Here is a 17,552-nt window from a genome sequence, read left to right as displayed (position 1 = left end):
ATGCCTTTGCGATTTCTGTTTTTGTCATTTTGTGATATTGGCGATTCGTTGTTCTTCTTTGTCAATCATTTTCGGTTGATAATAAAGTATTACAGCTCCACTTTTAAATATTTTAGTCTTAATTAGATTTAAAATAATTCTGTCGTTAATGTCTTCAAATAATCGCAAACCTTTTCTGTCTATAACAGGATAAATGCAAAGCTGGAACTCATCAATTAAATTCAGGTTCAAAAGTTGTATAATTAAACTTCGACTGCCTATAAAAATATCATTACCCGATTGTTGTTTGAGTTCAACAACTTCGTCTTTTAATTCAAGTTTTGCTAAGGCTGCACTTTCCCAATCTAAATTTTTGAGTGTGTTTGAAAAAACGATTTTAGGAATTTTGTCAATAGCTTTGGCAAAGTCGTTCATTGATTTTTGTTCAAAAGGTTTTTCTAAAAACGTTCGCCAAAATTCCATAAGTTGATAAGTTGTTCTGCCGTATAGAATTGCTTCACCTTGTCTTAACAATTCTGTATAATGCTGATGTACTTCTTCATCTGGAATTCCTGCTGTGTGGTCGCAATTTCCATCAAGTGTCATATTGAGTGCTGCAATTACTTTTCTCATATTATTCTTTTGCGGTTATTTGCTTTTATAGAGAAGGCACATTTTCAATCAATATTTTTTTTTCAGCCTTGTCATAATAGATACAAGTCATTTTATCAAGGTCAACAATCCATTTTTCAATTCCGGTTTCAGCACAATGTTTACAAAAGGTAAAATAGTCTGTTTCGCCTTTTTGGTGAATTTTTAAATATTGGCTAAATTTGTCTTTGTCGCTATTTGAAGCAATTGTCAGATTATCATATTTGGGTTTAGATTTTGTTTGAAAATCGTTTGCGCCAAAATATTCTGTGTGGCTGTCAAAAACCCAAATTTCAAATGCGGCAACCCCAATTTCCTTAATGTCCTGTATGTATTTAGGAAATTCAGCTCCTGATTTTATTTTGCTATGAGCCAATTCGATTTGTTCTACTGTAAACACTGTTTGTCCAATTTTTAAAATGTTAATTTATTTCTGTGCCTTTTTTTAGCTGCCGCATAACAGTTCTGATGCATCCTGAGTACAAGAGTATTCAGTGATCGCATCTTGTTAGCTTGCGAAATTTAGAGTTCAAGCTGTGTATCGATCTTCCTCAGTCCGTTTTTATTTCGAATTTGTAAAAGTTGATCGTTCGATAGCTTTGGATTCTTTAATGAATATAGTTGATTTGTAAACGCTGTAGTTACTTTCTCCTTATCAATTTTTATCAATGATTCATTAAATTTATCAGGTTAGATGGCTTCTATTGATAATTGATGGAGGATGTTTTTTTGGGAAATCTTTTATATTCCAAGTGACAATGTAGTTGGAATTGGACTCTATTGCGGAAGAAATCACATGCTTATCATTCTCATCAGGGATTTCTATTTAATCTATTGTCTCCAATTGGATTTTGCTTGATGCTTCGGGAAATGCTGATTCCATCAATTTGATCGTTCTGTAAACTTGTCTTTCTATTAAATCAGGCCTATTCTTCAATAGATTATATTTCCATTCTTGTTGGATTGTTGAATTCCATTTTGGTTGAAAAATTTCAGTGGCAGCTAAATTCAGAAGGAAGTCTCGTAAAGGTGCTGGATACAGAACATTAGCATCTAGTATTACTATAATTATAGATTTTTCAATCACTAGTAACCAAGGTTTAATTCTTGTGCCTGTTTAGCTAGCAAGTTGAGATTTTTTCTTCTATCACTTTGAAGTTTGGATTTATATTTAATTATATCTTTAACTAAGACTCTTCTGTGAGTTCCTGCCTTTTTGAAAGGAATTTGACCAGTCTCAAGGAGTTTTACTAGATAAGGTCGAGATACATTTAGTATGTCAGCTGCTTCTTGTGTTGACATTTCAGAATCCCTTTCAATTATCATTAAATCGTTTCCTTCAGCCATTATACTTAGAATATCTTTTAAGAAGGAAAGAGCTTCAATTGGGATATCAATCACTTCTTTTGATTCTTGGATCGTAAGTTGAACCTTACGTTTGTTGGAACTGGTTTTAGCAAGTGTTGCCTTAATTTGGTTCATAGACTTACTTGCTAGTCGTTGTTCGTATTTACCTGTTTTATTCTTTACCGCGTCCATATTTAATATTCTACTTAAATATACAAACGAAATAATCGAAATGAAAGTTACTTGTATTTTATCTTTTCTGCAAAGCTGACGTCAGTCCGTGCAAAAAGTAACATATTATTTAAAGATAGACAATGTAATGATTTGTGGTACATCATGTTGCAAGAGAAATAATTATTTTGATGTGAGCTGTTATTATAGCTCTTGTTGTATAAAATTTCAATATACCGGGAAATATCTTGCAATATCAATCTCGAGGATTTGCAAGGAATATTGATATTGTGGCTTTGTATGGGTGGGAAGGATTACGTAAAATCAATGGCTTTTACTATGAAAAAGTGAAGAGAGACTCCACCTTTGATCCATATGATATTGATGATGATGAATTTATAAGAACTGCTTCAGAAAAATTGGGATATGACTTAGCACAGTTATTTGAATTTTGGGGAATTCTGCCTTCTAATGACCTGCTTCGGGAATTGCATCCTATGCCGATAGACCCAGCAATCAAAAAGAAAGAAGAATAGTTTAAATTACTTTTTAGGTACTTCAAACTTTGATGTGTAAAATTTACCTCATCACCTTTAAAACTTGATGCATTAGAGAGGATAGAACTCATACTTTTCCAATAAAAAAATATATAAAATGATTCATTAAAGTAAAACTACACCCTAATTAAATCTTATTAGGGTGCAGTAAATTATGAATGAAAATCTATCTATTCTTCTTCATCACATGGTGTCGGCATAATAGTTATGGTTGCTGACGAGGATGTTTGAATTGGCTGATTGACGTGAACAATTGGTGATCTTAAAGTCAAATTTGCGTTGGCAGGCATTGATAATCCATTGCCTAAAATAATTTTTTCACTTGCTCGATACACACCGTCTATCAGTGAATTGTCTATTGTCAATTGTTTAACAGCAGAGCAATTGTCGCAAACATCAGGAAGTCCATCTCTGTCGCCGTCGCTAAAATTAAAAGGGCTGGTAAGATAATTTGACTTGCTGCCATTTAGTGAAAATCCAACTAGAACTCCATCGTGGCCATTCCCACTGGCATCTATCTGTATATTAGATGCACTATTGTCTTGTCCCGCCTTACCAGTATTGAAATTGTAATAAGCTAACAAACCGCTTTCTTCACCTGTTAACTCCTTCTGAAGATTGTCTTTTATTTCCTCTGCTGTTCTTCTGTGATTCCAAAAGCGAATGTCATCCATCCGACCATTAAAACCTTGATTAGCAGGACCACTTCCTCCATGATTACCAACTATGATTGGGAATCCCTTGTTTGTCGTTCCTACATTGAAACTTTGTACTATATCTAAAATTCCATTAATGTACACATAGCACGCATTTTGGTCGAAAGCAATAGCGATGTGTGTCCATTGCTCACTTTCTATTGTTTTATGTGAAGTCACCGAAGAAAAATTAAGGCCCAAAATGTAAATCTTACTATCTTCGTTCAAGTACATCTGAAATTGGTTATTAAATATGCCATCTGAAGATTCTAAAATCCTTTGAGCACTGGCACTATTATTCGGAAAAATCCAGGCTTCAAAAGTTATTGTATTAGCACTAGTCGGTATAAGATCAGGATGGTTATTTATATGAATATAATCGTCGACCATGTCAAAATCAAGAAGTACGTTACTTGTGTCAGGACAACTTTTGCATAATTCATAAGCAATGTTTAATTCCCTAACAGGACCATTTACCCAATTTGACTTGATATTTTGCTGATCGAAATTAATCAAATCAGCACTTAAAGCATTTGGAGAATGCTCTCTTACCTGGGTCAAGTCCGTATTGTTTCCAAAAGCAGTTCCCTCATTAAAATTATAATATGCAATTAAATTCAATTCACTTCCACTTAATTCTTGGTTCATCATTGCTTGTAATCCAGCTTCAGTCTTGGCTACGTTCCACATTCTAAGCTCATCCAATTGACCATTAAAGTAATTACAATTACAATCTACACCCTGATTGCCAATCAATAAAGGATTTGTATTAGATGAGAACCCATGTGTTATAGTACGTTCACCGTCTTTAATACCATCTTGAAAAAAGGTGAATACACCATTAGTATGATCATAAGCTACTGCTAAATGGGTCCACTTTTTTAATTTCACATCAGAATCAGAATACATCCATGTGTTGTTAGAACCAGCATCACCAATATTCAGAGCCACTTTATTCTGCCAAATGCTAAAAATGTAGGAATTTGTTGTTGATGTTCCACTACCTTTCGAAAGTATTGTTAGAGGTCCTTGAGAAGATTCAATTTTCACCCAAGCCTCAAAGGTAAATGAAACGTTAGCACCTGGGTTTAGTGTGTTGTTATGTGCAACACTCAAATGATCATCAACTCCATCAAAGTCCATTGCTGCTTTAGAGAAAAGGCGACCATTAGTTGCGACATCCGGTAAACAATCACAATCATCCGGTAGACCATCCATATCAGAATCTAAAAAATCGTTTCCATCCGGACATCTGTCTTTTGTGTCTGAAACACCATCACGATCTTTATCTGGTTCGCTTACAACAAATTCCCATTGGACAGTATCAGATCGTTCATTTCCCTGTAGATCAGTAACCCCTATTAAACCAACTTCAAATGCTTGGTTGTACAATTCACCAATCTCTTCTTGTAAAACGATATTTACCTTCCCCCCGATACAAACTGTTGAAATGGCGACAAGTTGATTTTCTGGAATTTTCTTTAAATAGATGTTTCCTTGCGTCAACACACTGCAATCTAAGTCTTCGTGAAACTGGACTGAAATTTCCTTTCCTGGCAAGTATCTGTCGTTAGCAGGATTCTCAATTCCAAAAACTCTTGGGGCAGTCCGGTCGATAATTCCACGTGTTCTGTTTGAAAAAGAAAAGGTCGTGCCACAATTTAATCGAAAACGAATGTCATATTCGCCATCTTTGATATTTGTCAGATCCCAAGGAACTGTTGTGGACCCCACAAGCAATTCAGATTTAAGACGTTCAACATTACTAGTTAGCCAATTAGAGGATCCTTTTGCTTTGTATTGCATAATAACCTTATCAAAATCATTACTTAAATCATAACCGCTCATGGTTACTAAAAGCTGATCACTATTCTGCAATACTTGCCATTCATCTAGTGGTGCCGACATGTCAATATTACTGCAAGGACTGTTAAAGTAAGCTGATACATTGGCAACACTGACGATATCTGACAAAGTATAATCACTATTACAATTGGGATATAAATAAAATTCAATTCCCTCGAAATCATATTGAAGTAAATTATTAGGCCTGGTCACTCTTATAGGTCCAATGGTTGTGGAGCCCGGATATATCTCAGAAATCAAAATGGGCTGTGTAAAATTGTTGCTGCCGAAGAACACTTCTGCTCCATTCGTCGATTGTGGATTGAGTTCTAAGAAATATTTTCTTGGATTATTATCGAAGCTGTTGCTGATAATTTCAAAAGTAAAAAAGGCATCATTACCAGATTCAACCACTTCTACTGGATTCAATGCAAAAAGAGTCATATTGTCCAGTTCTTGAGTTCCCTCCTCATGGGGACAGGAGGTTTGACCACCTAAGGTTTTAAAAACTGGTGTGCCAAAAACTGCATCTTCTGCCACATCGACTGAAAAAGCATTATCCTGATTTCCATCTTCAAGATGAAATGTAGTCGTCGTCACACTCGCGCTTTCAAATGTTCTTACTTCACCCATTGTGGTTTGGAAATTGACATCTACTCCTGCTGTCACTCCATTATTCATAAATTCGAACCCTACTTCTGCAGCCACTCCAACATCAATCTGCGTAGTAAATTCTAATGTTTTAGACTTTGTCACAGATATTGACTTGGATTGCTCGATTGAACCAACTTGGCTATCCCAAGAATAATTCTCTGCAGTTGATAACGCTTCTTCTTTCAATTCCTGATTAAGCTGAAGCACCTGCTCCCATAATTTAATATCATTTGCGGCTCGGTAGCGGACAGAATCTTCCAAGCTTTCATTATTCGCTATCAATTGCCTAGTCGGAATTACATTACTTCGAATATAGTTTTCTGTATAGATAAAAGTAGTTTCGAATCCATTAGCATTCAACATTAGCAATGTATCTTGTGTTAGCGCACAAGCTTGAAGGTCAAAATCCAAAGTTTTCGCTCTTGCATAAATAAAGTTAACTGCCGCTCCAACAAATACATCTCCTTTTTCACCGATCACATTGACATCATCTGCTGTGCTAAATGTTTGGGAATTAGAAATTTCAAGCACAAATTCATCTGTAGTGGATTTAGAACTATTAATTTCGAACGAACCACCTATCTGCCCCCAAAGCTCTAAACCAAAAATTTCAGTTCCAACTTTCGCTTCTGCCCATACTTTCACGCCGCCGCCAACTTGAGTGGAATAGCTCTGACCAATAGTCGTCACACTCTCTTCTGAAAAACTGGCGTAACTCCCATCACCTGGTGGATCCCTAAGTATAAGAAATGGTAATTCTGTAGGAGCCGCTGTAGTAAAATTGTTACCACTTTGAATAGCACCTGTCACAATTGCCATCTTAGTCACCTGTGTCATCTCTTCTCCTGCAATAGCTTGAAAAGTAATGTCTTTCAGATGATCCCCAAAAAAATTAGGATCTCCAGGTTTTAATTCATATATCGCTAATCCATTAGAGATGACAACCGAGTCTAAAATCTGCCCCACAACCCCAGAGGCACTAATGTTGTCAAATACCACAACTTTTCCAGTATCTACCGGGCAATTGTCACCTTCGGTCACTCTTAAAGTGAGAAAATATGACTTTCCCTGTTCGATAATAGGATGCGGTATTGCAGCACAACTTAATCCAGGTAATCCCTGCACATCTAATGATAACGGCTTTCGAAACACAAAATCAATAACTTGAGCGGAATCAAATTCAGTTTCCACAACCCCACCAAATCCAGAGAGCACCTCTCCTTCATCTAGTCCAGAAGATGGGTCCAATGTAATTCCCGTAACCTCCACTTCTAAAGGTCGTGCAGGTAATTCTATGCTGTAATATCCATTAGCATTAGGATTAATGGTCGTTATCAAGCATCCACTTTCTGGTGCGCGTACCTCTATCGAAGTCTCTCCTAGATATTCATTACATCCTGCACCTACGAAACCGCTCAATGTCTCACTGGCGGTGTGTATAAAATCTGCTCCACCTACATCTTCTTCAGCTATTGTAATGCTTATAATAGAGTCAGCTATAGATCCTAATCGATAACTAGCCTTTATTTGATAAGTTTTATTCCCTTCTGGAACAACTAATTCGAAGGTTCCATCTGCTGCAGTTTTAACAGGAATAATCCCAGAGTTTCCCCCAGGGGCTTCAAGTATGGTCACATCTTCCACGCCACAACCAAATAAACTTGAAGTAACACTTCCACTAATCACATAGGAAGTAATATCTATAAAATTCGCATCATTGAAATTATGAAGACCCGATGTCAACGAATAATCTATTACACTATCCATGCTAGATGCATTAGGATAACGGAATTGATGCCCAGGTAAAAATGCCTCTACTCGGTATTGTGCAGCTGGACCGTCAGGATCATAATAAATATCTGGAATGTTAAAAGCACCCGATCCTTGTGATGGTTGACTTAGATACTCTGGAGGCCAACATCCCCCGAGGTCATTGTTATTCATTAAGGTTGCTTTCACTATAACGCCTCCTACCCCAGCACCAGAAGTGGTTTTAATGGTGCCGCTGATCTGTCCATAACCACCAGATGGAGGTGGAGGCAATGGTCGTGGATTAGGAATAGTGTAAACTGAAGGATCACCTGTTACAGTATAAGTAGAATCTGCCACTGTCCCGTCAAATATGACTCGCCATATGAATTGCGTAGACGCAGGCAAGCAATCTGTAAAGGTATGTGTGTCTGTTCCTCCAGGCAAATTAAGTATGGTTTGTCCATATTGAAGTTTTATGGTATGTAATGCGTTAGGAATTTCAGTATTGTTGGTCCAGTCGAGGGTTACCCCACCATTCTCTAAATATGTTGCCTGAAAATTACCGGGTGGATAAGGAAGGTCGGTTGAAATAGAAACATCGTCGCTCTGCTCATAAATACTGCAGATGGATCCATAGGCGTTATAAGAACCTGACACATCATGTGTCCTACCAGGTCCCACTTCTAAATGGTGCTGACCAGCAAAAGGTAATATAGGTTGGGTGGTTTTGCTACCAAAATCTGTGCTATATCCAACCACATAAAAATTGTAGTCCAACCTATAGAACGAACAACTTCCAGCTTCTGGATCATTCATATAAAATTCCATTTTCGCAAAATAGTCACTGGACTCATATTGCTCCCACTGTGTGAATTGTGCTTGGATGGTTTGAATACTAATTATAAATGTGAGAAGGTATACGAATTTAGTGTAATAGTTAAATTTCATAACATTATTAGTTTAAGTGTAAAGATTTATCCGAAGCCTCTTGCTTATATTTTAAATTGATCGAAGTAATTCATCAAGGCCTGTTTTCGGCTCCTTGAAACGGGTATCTCTTGCTTGTTAAGAAGGGTGATTTTGTTGGTTAATTTGTTATAAGATTTTACATATTTAAGCTGGATGATATAGCCACTATGGACTCTGATAAATGCTTGCTTATTTAGTTTTTCTTCATACCTTTTTAAGGTAAAAGCAGTTAAGACAGATTTCCCATCTATGAAATGTATTTCAGTATAATTACTCCTTGCATTTAATGAAACAATTCTGCTTACAAGAACGAGGTCAATTTTATTGACAGAGGGAATTGCTATTTGCTCAGAAATGGTGGGTCTGTACTTTTGTAAGCCAGATAAAGGTACCACCTTGGCAACAGCATTTCCATTGCTATTACTTGACATTGTAAAAGGTTTAGAGTGTTATAAATTGATTAACTTCTTGGGTAGGAAGAGGTCAAATGTTATAAAACAAAAATAAGGGTGAAAGTGAAGAGAGACAATACCGCATATGGGGGAAATTCGTCCTTTATTATTACAATAAAATGACTATACTTCTCCATTTAGATATTTACCGATGGCCTCAGCTTTATTATTGACATGAAGAGATTTATAAATGTTTTTAATGTGAGACCTTACCGTTTCAGGTGAAATAAATAATTCAGCAGCTATATTTCTATATGACTTTCCTTCTACAATCATCTTTAGAATCTCTAATTGACGTCCTGTTAAAAAACTTGATTTTTTCTTTGGAGCGTTGCTTTTTACCATATAATTGAATATATCCCTTGCAATCATAGGTGACATATAAGATCCTCCATCATTCACAATAAGAATGGCTTCTACTATTTTTTTCAAGGGGGTTCTCTTAGAAATATAGGCCACTGCCCCACTACACATTGCTTTGAGAATTATTTTTTCTTCTTCAAAGGTCGTTAACATTATAATGTTTAAGTTGGGGTTCTCACGAAGTAGCAGAGGGATGGCTTCTAAACCCGATATACCTGGCAAACCTATGTCTAAGAGCAGAATTCCTTCATTAGAAAATTTTATTCCAGGACTTTTAATTTTATTGAAAAAGTTTTCTATTGAATCGGCAATTACTCCCACTTTAATATCATCCTGGCGACTTAAGTATCTGACCAAATTGGTTAGAATCACCTTATCATCCTCAATAATGCTTACATTGATCATTTAAAAAACTTATACTTTGGTATTTATGAAATGATGAATTTACAACTATAATAGTCGCTGCACAATACCTCATATGGGTGATTTATATTAAAAACAATGTACTATCTTTATCGAGATATCTAATGTGTAAGTTTATATTTCATATAATTATTCTATCATGCATTGCAATGTGCTTTGCATGTAAGGAATTATCCAAAACACAAAATAAGGACTATATACTTCATCCTGACAAAGGTGAATTAAAAGGTCACTTCATTCCACAAGACTCACTCGAACCGCCAGTAAGAATTGATATTTCTCATGTAAAAGGGATAAAGTCTAGATCCCCAGATACTATTTTGGCCAAGCAATCAACAAAGCCTTTAAGCAATATTAAAGAATCGGAAATTTTTATACATAATCTGCATGAGAACCGCCTTGAAAAACCATCAAAGGTTAAATTAAAATCGTATAGTATTTCAGCCCAGAAACCAGAAATTTACAAGGCTGGGACGGCAGACAAAAGAACCATAGACGAATTCATGTTCTATTACTATAATGATAAGAATGGTTTAAAAAATAAGGAACCGATCCAAGAAATATTATTCGACTCTAAGGGTAACCTTTGGGCAATTAATATATATACAAGTTTAATGAAATTTGATGGGCAATCATTTTCTTATTGGACAGAAGAACAAGGATTAAAAGAGACTGCTTTTCGCTCATTTTATATTGATGAAAACGATGAAATCTGGATTGTTGGAATAAAAGGGCTTACTCATTTTGATGGTCACAATTTTCAGTATTTTATGCCAGAAGATGCAGAATTTGAATCTTTTCAACTTATAGAGGTCGATCAGGCTGGAAAATTTTGGCTTTCTGGCAATACAGGATTGTACAGATTTGATCCTAGAACGAAAAAATGTGTTAAGTATGGAAAGGAACAAGGTGTGGATTCACAAACTATCACTTATCTATTTTGTGATTCTAAAAATCACCTTTGGCTTGCAACTAAAGATCAAGGAATAAAAATAATGAACATCCAAGCAGAACCTGGTGATCCGTCTTATTTTATAAAACAGATAACAAATGGTTCATTGTTCCCTTGCAATCAAGTTACTGTAATAAATGAGGACAGTCAAGGAAATATATTAATGGGAAGTACAGAAGGTATAACACTCCTTAAAAAAGTACAAAGTTCTAATTATACATCAGCAATACTTGTCAATATATTTTCTAGTAATGGATTACCAGAATTGAAGGATAATCGCTCCGTTATCTTGATAAAAGAAAAAGAACCAGGGCGTTACTATACGATTTTCAATGGAATAGGATTAATCATTATCAATTATAATCATCAAAGCAATTACATTGCTTATTCTAGAGATGCAAATATAGATCCTTTTTATAATAATATTTCGTTCGATACCTATGGGAATGTATGGTTAGCAAATTATAAAGCAGGAATTATTAAGATGCAAATGAATCCATTTAAATCTACAGAATTTTTTCAGTTTGGTGAAGATGGCAATATCAACTTAGCTAACATGACTAATAGGTTTTGCGAAGATAAATGGGGCCGGTTATGGATGGGCACATTCGGTTACGGAATTTTCAGATATATACCCAGTGCAGATGGATATACAGGTCAGCTTCTAAATTATACTACAAAACAAGGAATGAGTAGTAATTATATTGATGATTTCCAATTGGATACTTTGGGCAATATATGGATCGGCACTCGTAATAATGGATTAATAAAAATGGAACTCGATAGCATTTCAGATATAGTTCACTTTTATAATTACACTGAAAAAGAAGGGTTTCCTGTTAGTTTAGTTCCGCAATTAATAATGGATAATACTGGAGATATTTGGGGGACATTGTATGAATTTGATCCTGATAAAACATCTGGAATATTTCGAATTCATGGAAATGAAGTGCTATTCTATACCGAAGCTCAAGGATTGCTTGCCAAAAACACTTGGGATATGGACCAAGACACTGATCTAAATTTTTGGGTTTCAAGTATTGGAAAGGGATTAAATCATATCAAAATCAAAGGCATTTACAATGCACCTGAGGTTACTCATTTCGAAACTGAATCGGGACTTCCGGGAAGATTAATCAGAGCAATTACTCCTGATCAATATGGAGGCATGTGGGTAGGTGCCGAATCTGGAAATAAGTTAATGAAAATTGATTACGATATTGCTGATGAAACTTATTATTATACCTCGTATGGTTCCCAGCAAGGATTGATCAATAACAATATACAAGCCCTTTTGCAAGATAAAAATGGAAACTTATGGATAGGAAACGAAAAGGGACTGAGCATGAAACCTATCCATGGAATTACTGGAGATGAAGCATTTACAAATTATCTACCTGAAGATGGATTACCTGAAGGTGGTATAGCAAATAATTCAATTTTTCAATTCAAAAATTCAGATATTTGGATATCAGGAGGAGAAGGTATTGTTCGTTTTAACCATGATGATATTAAAATAAAAGTAGGTAGTCCAGAACTAAAAATCACCAATCTTTATATTTATAACGAATCTCTGAATTGGGTTAGTGATTCCACATATGAATTGCCAAATGGCATTGTTATTAAAAATTATGATTTTGACTCCCTAACTGCATGGAATAATCTTCCCATTAATTTAAGCCTAAGTCACAATAATAACTTTATAAGTTTCGATTTTGTCGGAGTAAATTTAAAAGCTCCTCATCTTATAAAATATTCATATTATTTAGAAAACTGGAGTAGCGGTTGGAGTGCGCCTTCTGGATCGACAAATGCAGTTTTCGGAAAACTATCACCAGGTAAATATAATTTTAAGGTGAAAGCAAAAATAGAGAATGGAGATTGGAGTGAAATTGATCAATATTCGTTTACTATACGGCCACCGTTTTGGAATACTTTATTTGCCTATTTTATATACTTAATCCTTATTGTTTTAGCTATTTATTTCTACATCCGATTTAGAATAAAAAGCGAACTAGCAAAGGTTCGATCCTTAGAAAACATTCGATCAAAAATTTCAGCTGACTTGCATGATGATGTCGGTAGTGTATTAACAGGTATTGCTATGCAAACTGAATATTTAGCCACTGAAAAGACCGAAGACATACATGCAGAAATGATAGAAATCGGTGGTATGAGCCGAAATGCAATGGAAAGAATGAGAGATATTGTTTGGGCCATCGATGCTAAAAAAGATAGGTATGAAAACTTGGTAGATCGGATGCGATATTTTGCGTCTAACATATTTGAGAATAGCGATTTTAATTATTCTTTTGAACTAACTAACATTTCTATGATTGAAGCCATTAATCCAGAGGTCCGACAAAATATTTACTTGATCTTTAAAGAAGCCATTACGAATGTAAGCAAGCATTCTAATGGAAATGACGTTAAAATAAAATTCTTTAGATTGGATAATCAGCTACATTTAACTGTAATAGATAATGGAAATAATGCCAATATCAAAAATTGTAAAACTGAGGGATTAGGGTTAGATAATATGAATATGCGAGCTAAGTCAATAGACGCAAAACTGAGCATATCCTACGAGCAAGGATTTAAAGTTCATTTAATTATTTAATTAAGTTCTATCTATTACGGCTTTAATTTAAAGATTAGAATGAAGGTTTGTTATAGTTGACAAATATTCTAGTTGACAAAGAGGTTTCATATCCAAATTTGACTTTGTCTTCTAAGAGTTCCTGAATCCACTGAAGTATTATATTACCTGATTCGAAGGAAACTTTCTCAGATTGAAATGGTTATATCGGTGAATTGCATGGTGAGTATGAGCGACCGCGTGCCGCCTTAGCTTTAGCGGTGGCGCACAGCGAAATATTCACTCGTGCATAGCGTTCTATCCCGTTTCCGAATTCAGTGTTTTAATCTCATCAAGCTCGTTTTGGAGTTTGTTGGTTTGTTCTTCAATATCATAATCATCTTGTAATCCAAGCCAAAATTTAGGCGACGTTCCAAAGTATTTGGATAATCTTAGAGCAGTATCTGCGGTTATTCCTCTCTTTCCTTTAATGATTTGACTTGTTCTTGTTTGAGGAATTCCTATAGATTTCGATAATCGATAGGCCGTAATTCCCATTGGATTGAGGAATTCTTCAAGCAGTATTTCTCCTGGATGTACATTTGATAATTTACTCATGATAATCTGTTATTTCTACTTCAAAAGCATTATTGCTTGTCCATTTGAATTTGATTCTCCATTGGTTATTTATTCGAATGCTGTGATACTGTTTGAATTTCCCCTTCATCTTTTTTAATCTGTTTGATGGTGGAATTCTTAAGTCGTTAATCGTTTGGGCATTGTTTAGCATTCTAAATTTTCGTCTGCAGATTTGTTGAATTTCGTTTGGAAATTTAGTTGATCGATAACCATTCCAAATCTTTTCAGTTTCCTTATCCGCAAATGTTTGAATCATATTACATACTACTAACGTTTAAAGATAGTAATTTAGTTCGTTATTATCAAATGTTAGCGTGGAATTATGGGATAGAACGTGATAGCGATAAGATGAGGAACGACGAAGGAGTTCTTCATTCTTCACAGCCTGTGTGTGCCTTGAATGGCTACTAAGTTACCTACTATGTAAATGTACATAGAAAGGATAAATATTACTAGCAGAGTGCAAGTCTCTGTCACGCTAGATTCTAGTAGGAGAAACACTTCAATGCTGAACCCATATGAAGTCGAAACTAAGCATGTAGCAAGCAGCAAGGGTTTTATTGGTGACAATGAGTCTGAAGTAAGCTGGACTGCAAATATCTGTACCGAATAACATGAATTGCATAAGAGGCATTGAGGTTAGTCGAGGTAGCACAACCTGTCCAGCTTTAGCGGGATCGTACCGAAGGCTAGAATCCAGCCAAAGATGTAGATGCAGCGGGGATACATAGAAAGTTAGTAGACCTTACCAAGGTCGATCTGAAAGGATGAGATCTGAATCGAACTGTTAAAGCATCGAGCGAGATGCGGATGAAGACGGATTTAGGAAAAGCCTTTCAGAAGTCAGCCGAAGCCATATTAGGTTGTGGTATGAGAAGACCACAACTGAAGGGCTGAACGTAGAACAGCCAATAACCATAACTCCAACACTCTTTTGATTCTGGTCGCAAGATAGAAGATGAGAGTGTTTCGGACTATGGAAGGAGGCAAGATTAGATCATTTATTTAAAGCCCAAATGAAGTACACCAACTTAATGGATAGCATACTTAGTAGAGCCAATTTAATTAAGGCCTATGAGCAAGTGGTATCTAATAAGGGTAGTGCGGGGGTTGATGGGATGAGAGTGGACGAACTAAAGGATTATTTGACAGAACACTTAGCTTCCTTAATTGATGTACTAAGAAATGGAACATACGTTCCACAACCAGTGCTGGGAGTAAAGATACCAAAAGGTAATGGAGGTGTCCGACAATTGGGGATACCAACAGTAGTAGATCGCATGATTCAACAAGCAATCCACCAAGTTCTAAGTCAGCTATGGGAACCCATGTTCTCACAGCACAGCTACGGCTTTCGACCTGGACGAAATGCCCATCAAGCATTAGCACAAGCCACGGAGTACATTAACGCTGGTTACCAAGACATCATAGACTTGGATCTGAAAAGCTTCTTTGATATAGTGAACCATGACAAGCTCATGGGATTACTAAGAAAGAAAATAGAGGATCCGATTCTACTGCGGTTAATAAGAAAGTATTTACGAGCAGGAATAGTCGATGATGGAAGTTGTTCAAAACGGACAATGGGAACTCCACAAGGAGGACCTATAAGTCCGTTGCTGTCAAATATTTTATTGACAGAGTTGGATAATGAGCTGACCTTACGAGGGATAAGGTTTGTACGGTATGCAGATGACTGCAGTATGTTTCTTAAAAGTAAGAAGTCTGCTCATCGGGTACTAAGAAACATCAAATCATTCCTTGAAACAAAGTTGAAATTACAGGTGAACGAAGAGAAAACCTCGGTGTGCCGACCAGTGAAGTTTGAACTGCTAGGATACTGCTTTACATCAACTTATAAGAAAGGAGAAAAAGGCAAGTATCGGCTGAGCATAGCAAAGAAGAGCTGGAAGAAACTTAAGGAGAAGATCAAATTGATCACCAAGAAGATGAGTCCGATTCCTTTTAAGGAAAGGATTCAAAGATTGAATTGGTTGATGTGGGGATGGGTAAATTACTTCAAGTATGGAACGGGATACGCGAAATTCAAGTCTCTGGATAGTTGGGTGCGATGTCGTTTGCGATATTGTATTTGGAAAGGTTGGAAGAACCCAAAACGACGATATCGAGCCTTTAGACAACTTGGTCTGTTTCATTCCAAAGCAAGACAATTCAGCTATTCCCGATTAGGGGGTTGGAGAATATCTTGCAGTCCTATAATGGGCACCACGGTGACGGAACAGAAACTACAGTTGAGAGGATATCAATCCTTCAGTAATTACTACCATACAGTTAAGAATAAATGATAAAGTTGTTATACGAACCGCCGTATACGAGGTCCGTACGTACGGTGGTGTGAGAGGGCTGAGGTAGTCTTATAGGCTACCTCACTCTACTCGATTCTATGTAGTGCTTTGCACTTTTAGCTGAATGCGAATTCTTTCTTATCAAGTTTTAATTTTGGTTTGCCTAGTTTCTCGATTGAATTTACAATCTTGGTTTTGTCTTCATCTGGAATTTGAGTTGGAATAAGTTTGCTCAAATTTATTTTCAACAGTTTGCTAATAATTATCAAATCTTTTAAAGTGAAAGGAACAACACCATTCATTAATTCCGACATGTAGGATTTGCTGTTATGTCCTAGAATTCGTCCAAACTCTTGTTGATTCAATCCAAGTTTTTTGAGTTTGGATATGATAAGTTTTTTTCTTGCATCAATAAATTCATTTTCTAATTGGACAATGATTTCAGCTTTATCATTTTCTTCAACTTGGGAATCTGTTATTTTGTCCCTATCTGTCCAATACTTTGCCTCATATTCATAAATTAGTTCTCTTATCTGCTTCCTTTTTGTCTTCGCTTCAGGAAATTCTTCTGTCATTAATCTCAATTTCCTTTCGGCCATTGACGCTCTTTCCAGCTCGAGTTCACTATTTATTTTGCCTCGTTTGATAAGTTGATCGATGTTAAATTCGTCATTCATAATTATATCCAATTTTTAGCCTGAAGCCATTTACGGATTGTGTTCTTATTATTTTTGAAGGTATATTCATATTCATCATGGCTTCCACACCATACAATTGTAGCTTGATCCTCTTCCAACTCAATTAAAATCATTGTTCTATCAGAAGAAATGTTGAAAAAGTAAAATCCTTTAGAATGCACTTTATCTGCATCAGGTCTAATCGATTTGATTTCTTCTGAATTTGACCAATTTGCACCTTTTAATATTTCTATAAGTTTATCAACTTCGTTTTTAAGCTTTCTATTACCTCTTTTCTTTTTGAGGTGTTTTTCAAGAATATTTAAAGATGCTATTTTCATTAAACGTAAATCTAATAAATATAGTTCGTATTATCTAGGAACATTTACTTTCCACTTGATGATTTATTCTAATATAACGTGATAGCGATAAGAGGAGTTTCGCCTTCCGCAAATCGTTACCTCTAAAGTTATGTAATTTTAGGTAAAATGTGTTGGAGTGGGAATAATTTAAGGCGAAATTCACTTCTTAATCGCGTGTTA

13 protein-coding genes are annotated in these 17,552 nt (G+C 35.8%); 3 read left to right on the top strand and 10 right to left on the bottom strand.

From position 1 onward, the window contains the following. Positions 1-24: 24 nt before the first annotated feature. The 3 genes from L2586_RS05265 to L2586_RS05255 all read right to left on the bottom strand — a co-directional run bounded on the left by L2586_RS05265 (position 25) and on the right by L2586_RS05255 (position 2,169). A complete protein-coding gene (locus L2586_RS05265) occupies positions 25-612 on the bottom strand; it encodes a dihydrofolate reductase family protein (RefSeq protein WP_235291749.1) in 588 nt (195 codons plus the stop codon). Positions 613-637: 25 nt separating this feature from the next. Then, complete coding sequence (locus tag L2586_RS05260; protein WP_235291748.1) at positions 638-1,030, bottom strand: DUF1398 domain-containing protein; 393 nt, start codon at positions 1,028-1,030, stop codon at positions 638-640. 686 nt (positions 1,031-1,716) lie between these two features. Further along, entirely contained in the window at positions 1,717-2,169 is a 453-nt protein-coding gene (locus L2586_RS05255; RefSeq protein WP_235291747.1) for an excisionase family DNA-binding protein, read from the bottom strand. 227 nt (positions 2,170-2,396) lie between these two features. Between L2586_RS05255 and L2586_RS05250 the strand changes: the two genes are divergently transcribed. Further along, positions 2,397-2,684: a hypothetical protein gene (locus L2586_RS05250; protein ID WP_235291746.1), complete on the top strand. Its 288-nt coding sequence runs from the start codon at positions 2,397-2,399 to the stop codon at positions 2,682-2,684. A 191-nt stretch (positions 2,685-2,875) separates the two neighbouring features. Here the strand turns inward: L2586_RS05250 and L2586_RS05245 are convergent, their stop codons facing one another. The 3 genes from L2586_RS05245 to L2586_RS05235 form a co-directional block, all read right to left on the bottom strand. Beyond that, positions 2,876-8,599 carry a LamG domain-containing protein gene (locus L2586_RS05245; RefSeq protein ID WP_235291745.1) on the bottom strand — a complete coding sequence of 1,908 codons (5,724 nt, stop codon included), beginning with the start codon at positions 8,597-8,599 and terminating at the stop codon, positions 2,876-2,878. Positions 8,600-8,643: 44 nt separating this feature from the next. Next, on the bottom strand, positions 8,644-9,051 hold the full coding sequence (locus tag L2586_RS05240) for a LytR/AlgR family response regulator transcription factor (RefSeq protein ID WP_235291744.1): 408 nt from the start codon (positions 9,049-9,051) through the stop codon (positions 8,644-8,646). Positions 9,052-9,195: 144 nt separating this feature from the next. Then, the gene (locus L2586_RS05235) at positions 9,196-9,840 is read right to left on the bottom strand and encodes a response regulator transcription factor (RefSeq protein WP_235291743.1); all 645 of its coding nucleotides are present in this window, start codon (positions 9,838-9,840) and stop codon (positions 9,196-9,198) included. 167 nt (positions 9,841-10,007) lie between these two features. On the opposite strand from L2586_RS05235, the gene L2586_RS05230 reads away from it, so the two are divergent. Beyond that, positions 10,008-13,430 carry a sensor histidine kinase gene (locus L2586_RS05230; protein WP_235291742.1) on the top strand — a complete coding sequence of 1,141 codons (3,423 nt, stop codon included), beginning with the start codon at positions 10,008-10,010 and terminating at the stop codon, positions 13,428-13,430. A gap of 276 nt (positions 13,431-13,706) precedes the next feature. Here the strand turns inward: L2586_RS05230 and L2586_RS05225 are convergent, their stop codons facing one another. Together L2586_RS05225 and L2586_RS05220 are read right to left on the bottom strand one after the other, a co-directional pair. Further along, complete coding sequence (locus tag L2586_RS05225) at positions 13,707-14,006, bottom strand: HigA family addiction module antitoxin (protein ID WP_235291741.1); 300 nt, start codon at positions 14,004-14,006, stop codon at positions 13,707-13,709. Further along, positions 13,999-14,283, bottom strand: a complete 285-nt coding sequence (locus L2586_RS05220) for a type II toxin-antitoxin system RelE/ParE family toxin (protein ID WP_235291740.1) — start codon at positions 14,281-14,283, stop codon at positions 13,999-14,001. The genes L2586_RS05225 and L2586_RS05220 overlap by 8 nt, the downstream gene beginning before the upstream one ends. Positions 14,284-15,043: 760 nt before the next feature. Here L2586_RS05220 and ltrA point away from each other — a divergent pair. Then, a complete protein-coding gene (gene ltrA / locus L2586_RS05215) occupies positions 15,044-16,333 on the top strand; it encodes a group II intron reverse transcriptase/maturase (protein WP_235291739.1) in 1,290 nt (429 codons plus the stop codon). A gap of 116 nt (positions 16,334-16,449) precedes the next feature. Here the strand turns inward: ltrA and L2586_RS05210 are convergent, their stop codons facing one another. Further along, a complete protein-coding gene (locus L2586_RS05210; protein ID WP_235291738.1) occupies positions 16,450-16,908 on the bottom strand; it encodes a helix-turn-helix domain-containing protein in 459 nt (152 codons plus the stop codon). A 104-nt stretch (positions 16,909-17,012) separates the two neighbouring features. Then, positions 17,013-17,351, bottom strand: coding sequence for a type II toxin-antitoxin system HigB family toxin (locus L2586_RS05205; protein WP_235291737.1), 339 nt, complete (start codon positions 17,349-17,351; stop codon positions 17,013-17,015). Positions 17,352-17,552 lie beyond the last annotated feature (201 nt).

The organism is Portibacter lacus (assembly GCF_021533215.1).
GTDB lineage: Bacteria > Bacteroidota > Bacteroidia > Chitinophagales > Saprospiraceae > Portibacter > Portibacter lacus.
The sequence above is the reverse complement of the archived record's forward strand: the minus strand, read 5'-3'. Positions and strand labels throughout refer to the sequence as shown.

What these genes read in the sequence shown, in the direction of transcription:
- L2586_RS05225 (WP_235291741.1), bottom strand. Translation starts at nt 14,006, where the DNA reads ATGAGTAAATTATCAAATGTACATCCAGGAGAAATACTGCTTGAAGAA.
- L2586_RS05255 (WP_235291747.1), bottom strand. Translation starts at nt 2,169, where the DNA reads ATGGACGCGGTAAAGAATAAAACAGGTAAATACGAACAACGACTAGCA.
- L2586_RS05245 (WP_235291745.1), bottom strand. Translation starts at nt 8,599, where the DNA reads ATGAAATTTAACTATTACACTAAATTCGTATACCTTCTCACATTTATA.
- L2586_RS05230 (WP_235291742.1), top strand. Translation starts at nt 10,008, where the DNA reads ATGTGCTTTGCATGTAAGGAATTATCCAAAACACAAAATAAGGACTAT.
- L2586_RS05235 (WP_235291743.1), bottom strand. Translation starts at nt 9,840, where the DNA reads ATGATCAATGTAAGCATTATTGAGGATGATAAGGTGATTCTAACCAAT.
- ltrA (WP_235291739.1), top strand. Translation starts at nt 15,044, where the DNA reads ATGAAGTACACCAACTTAATGGATAGCATACTTAGTAGAGCCAATTTA.
- L2586_RS05210 (WP_235291738.1), bottom strand. Translation starts at nt 16,908, where the DNA reads ATGACAGAAGAATTTCCTGAAGCGAAGACAAAAAGGAAGCAGATAAGA.
- L2586_RS05265 (WP_235291749.1), bottom strand. Translation starts at nt 612, where the DNA reads ATGAGAAAAGTAATTGCAGCACTCAATATGACACTTGATGGAAATTGC.
- L2586_RS05205 (WP_235291737.1), bottom strand. Translation starts at nt 17,351, where the DNA reads ATGAAAATAGCATCTTTAAATATTCTTGAAAAACACCTCAAAAAGAAA.
- L2586_RS05240 (WP_235291744.1), bottom strand. Translation starts at nt 9,051, where the DNA reads ATGTCAAGTAATAGCAATGGAAATGCTGTTGCCAAGGTGGTACCTTTA.
- L2586_RS05220 (WP_235291740.1), bottom strand. Translation starts at nt 14,283, where the DNA reads ATGATTCAAACATTTGCGGATAAGGAAACTGAAAAGATTTGGAATGGT.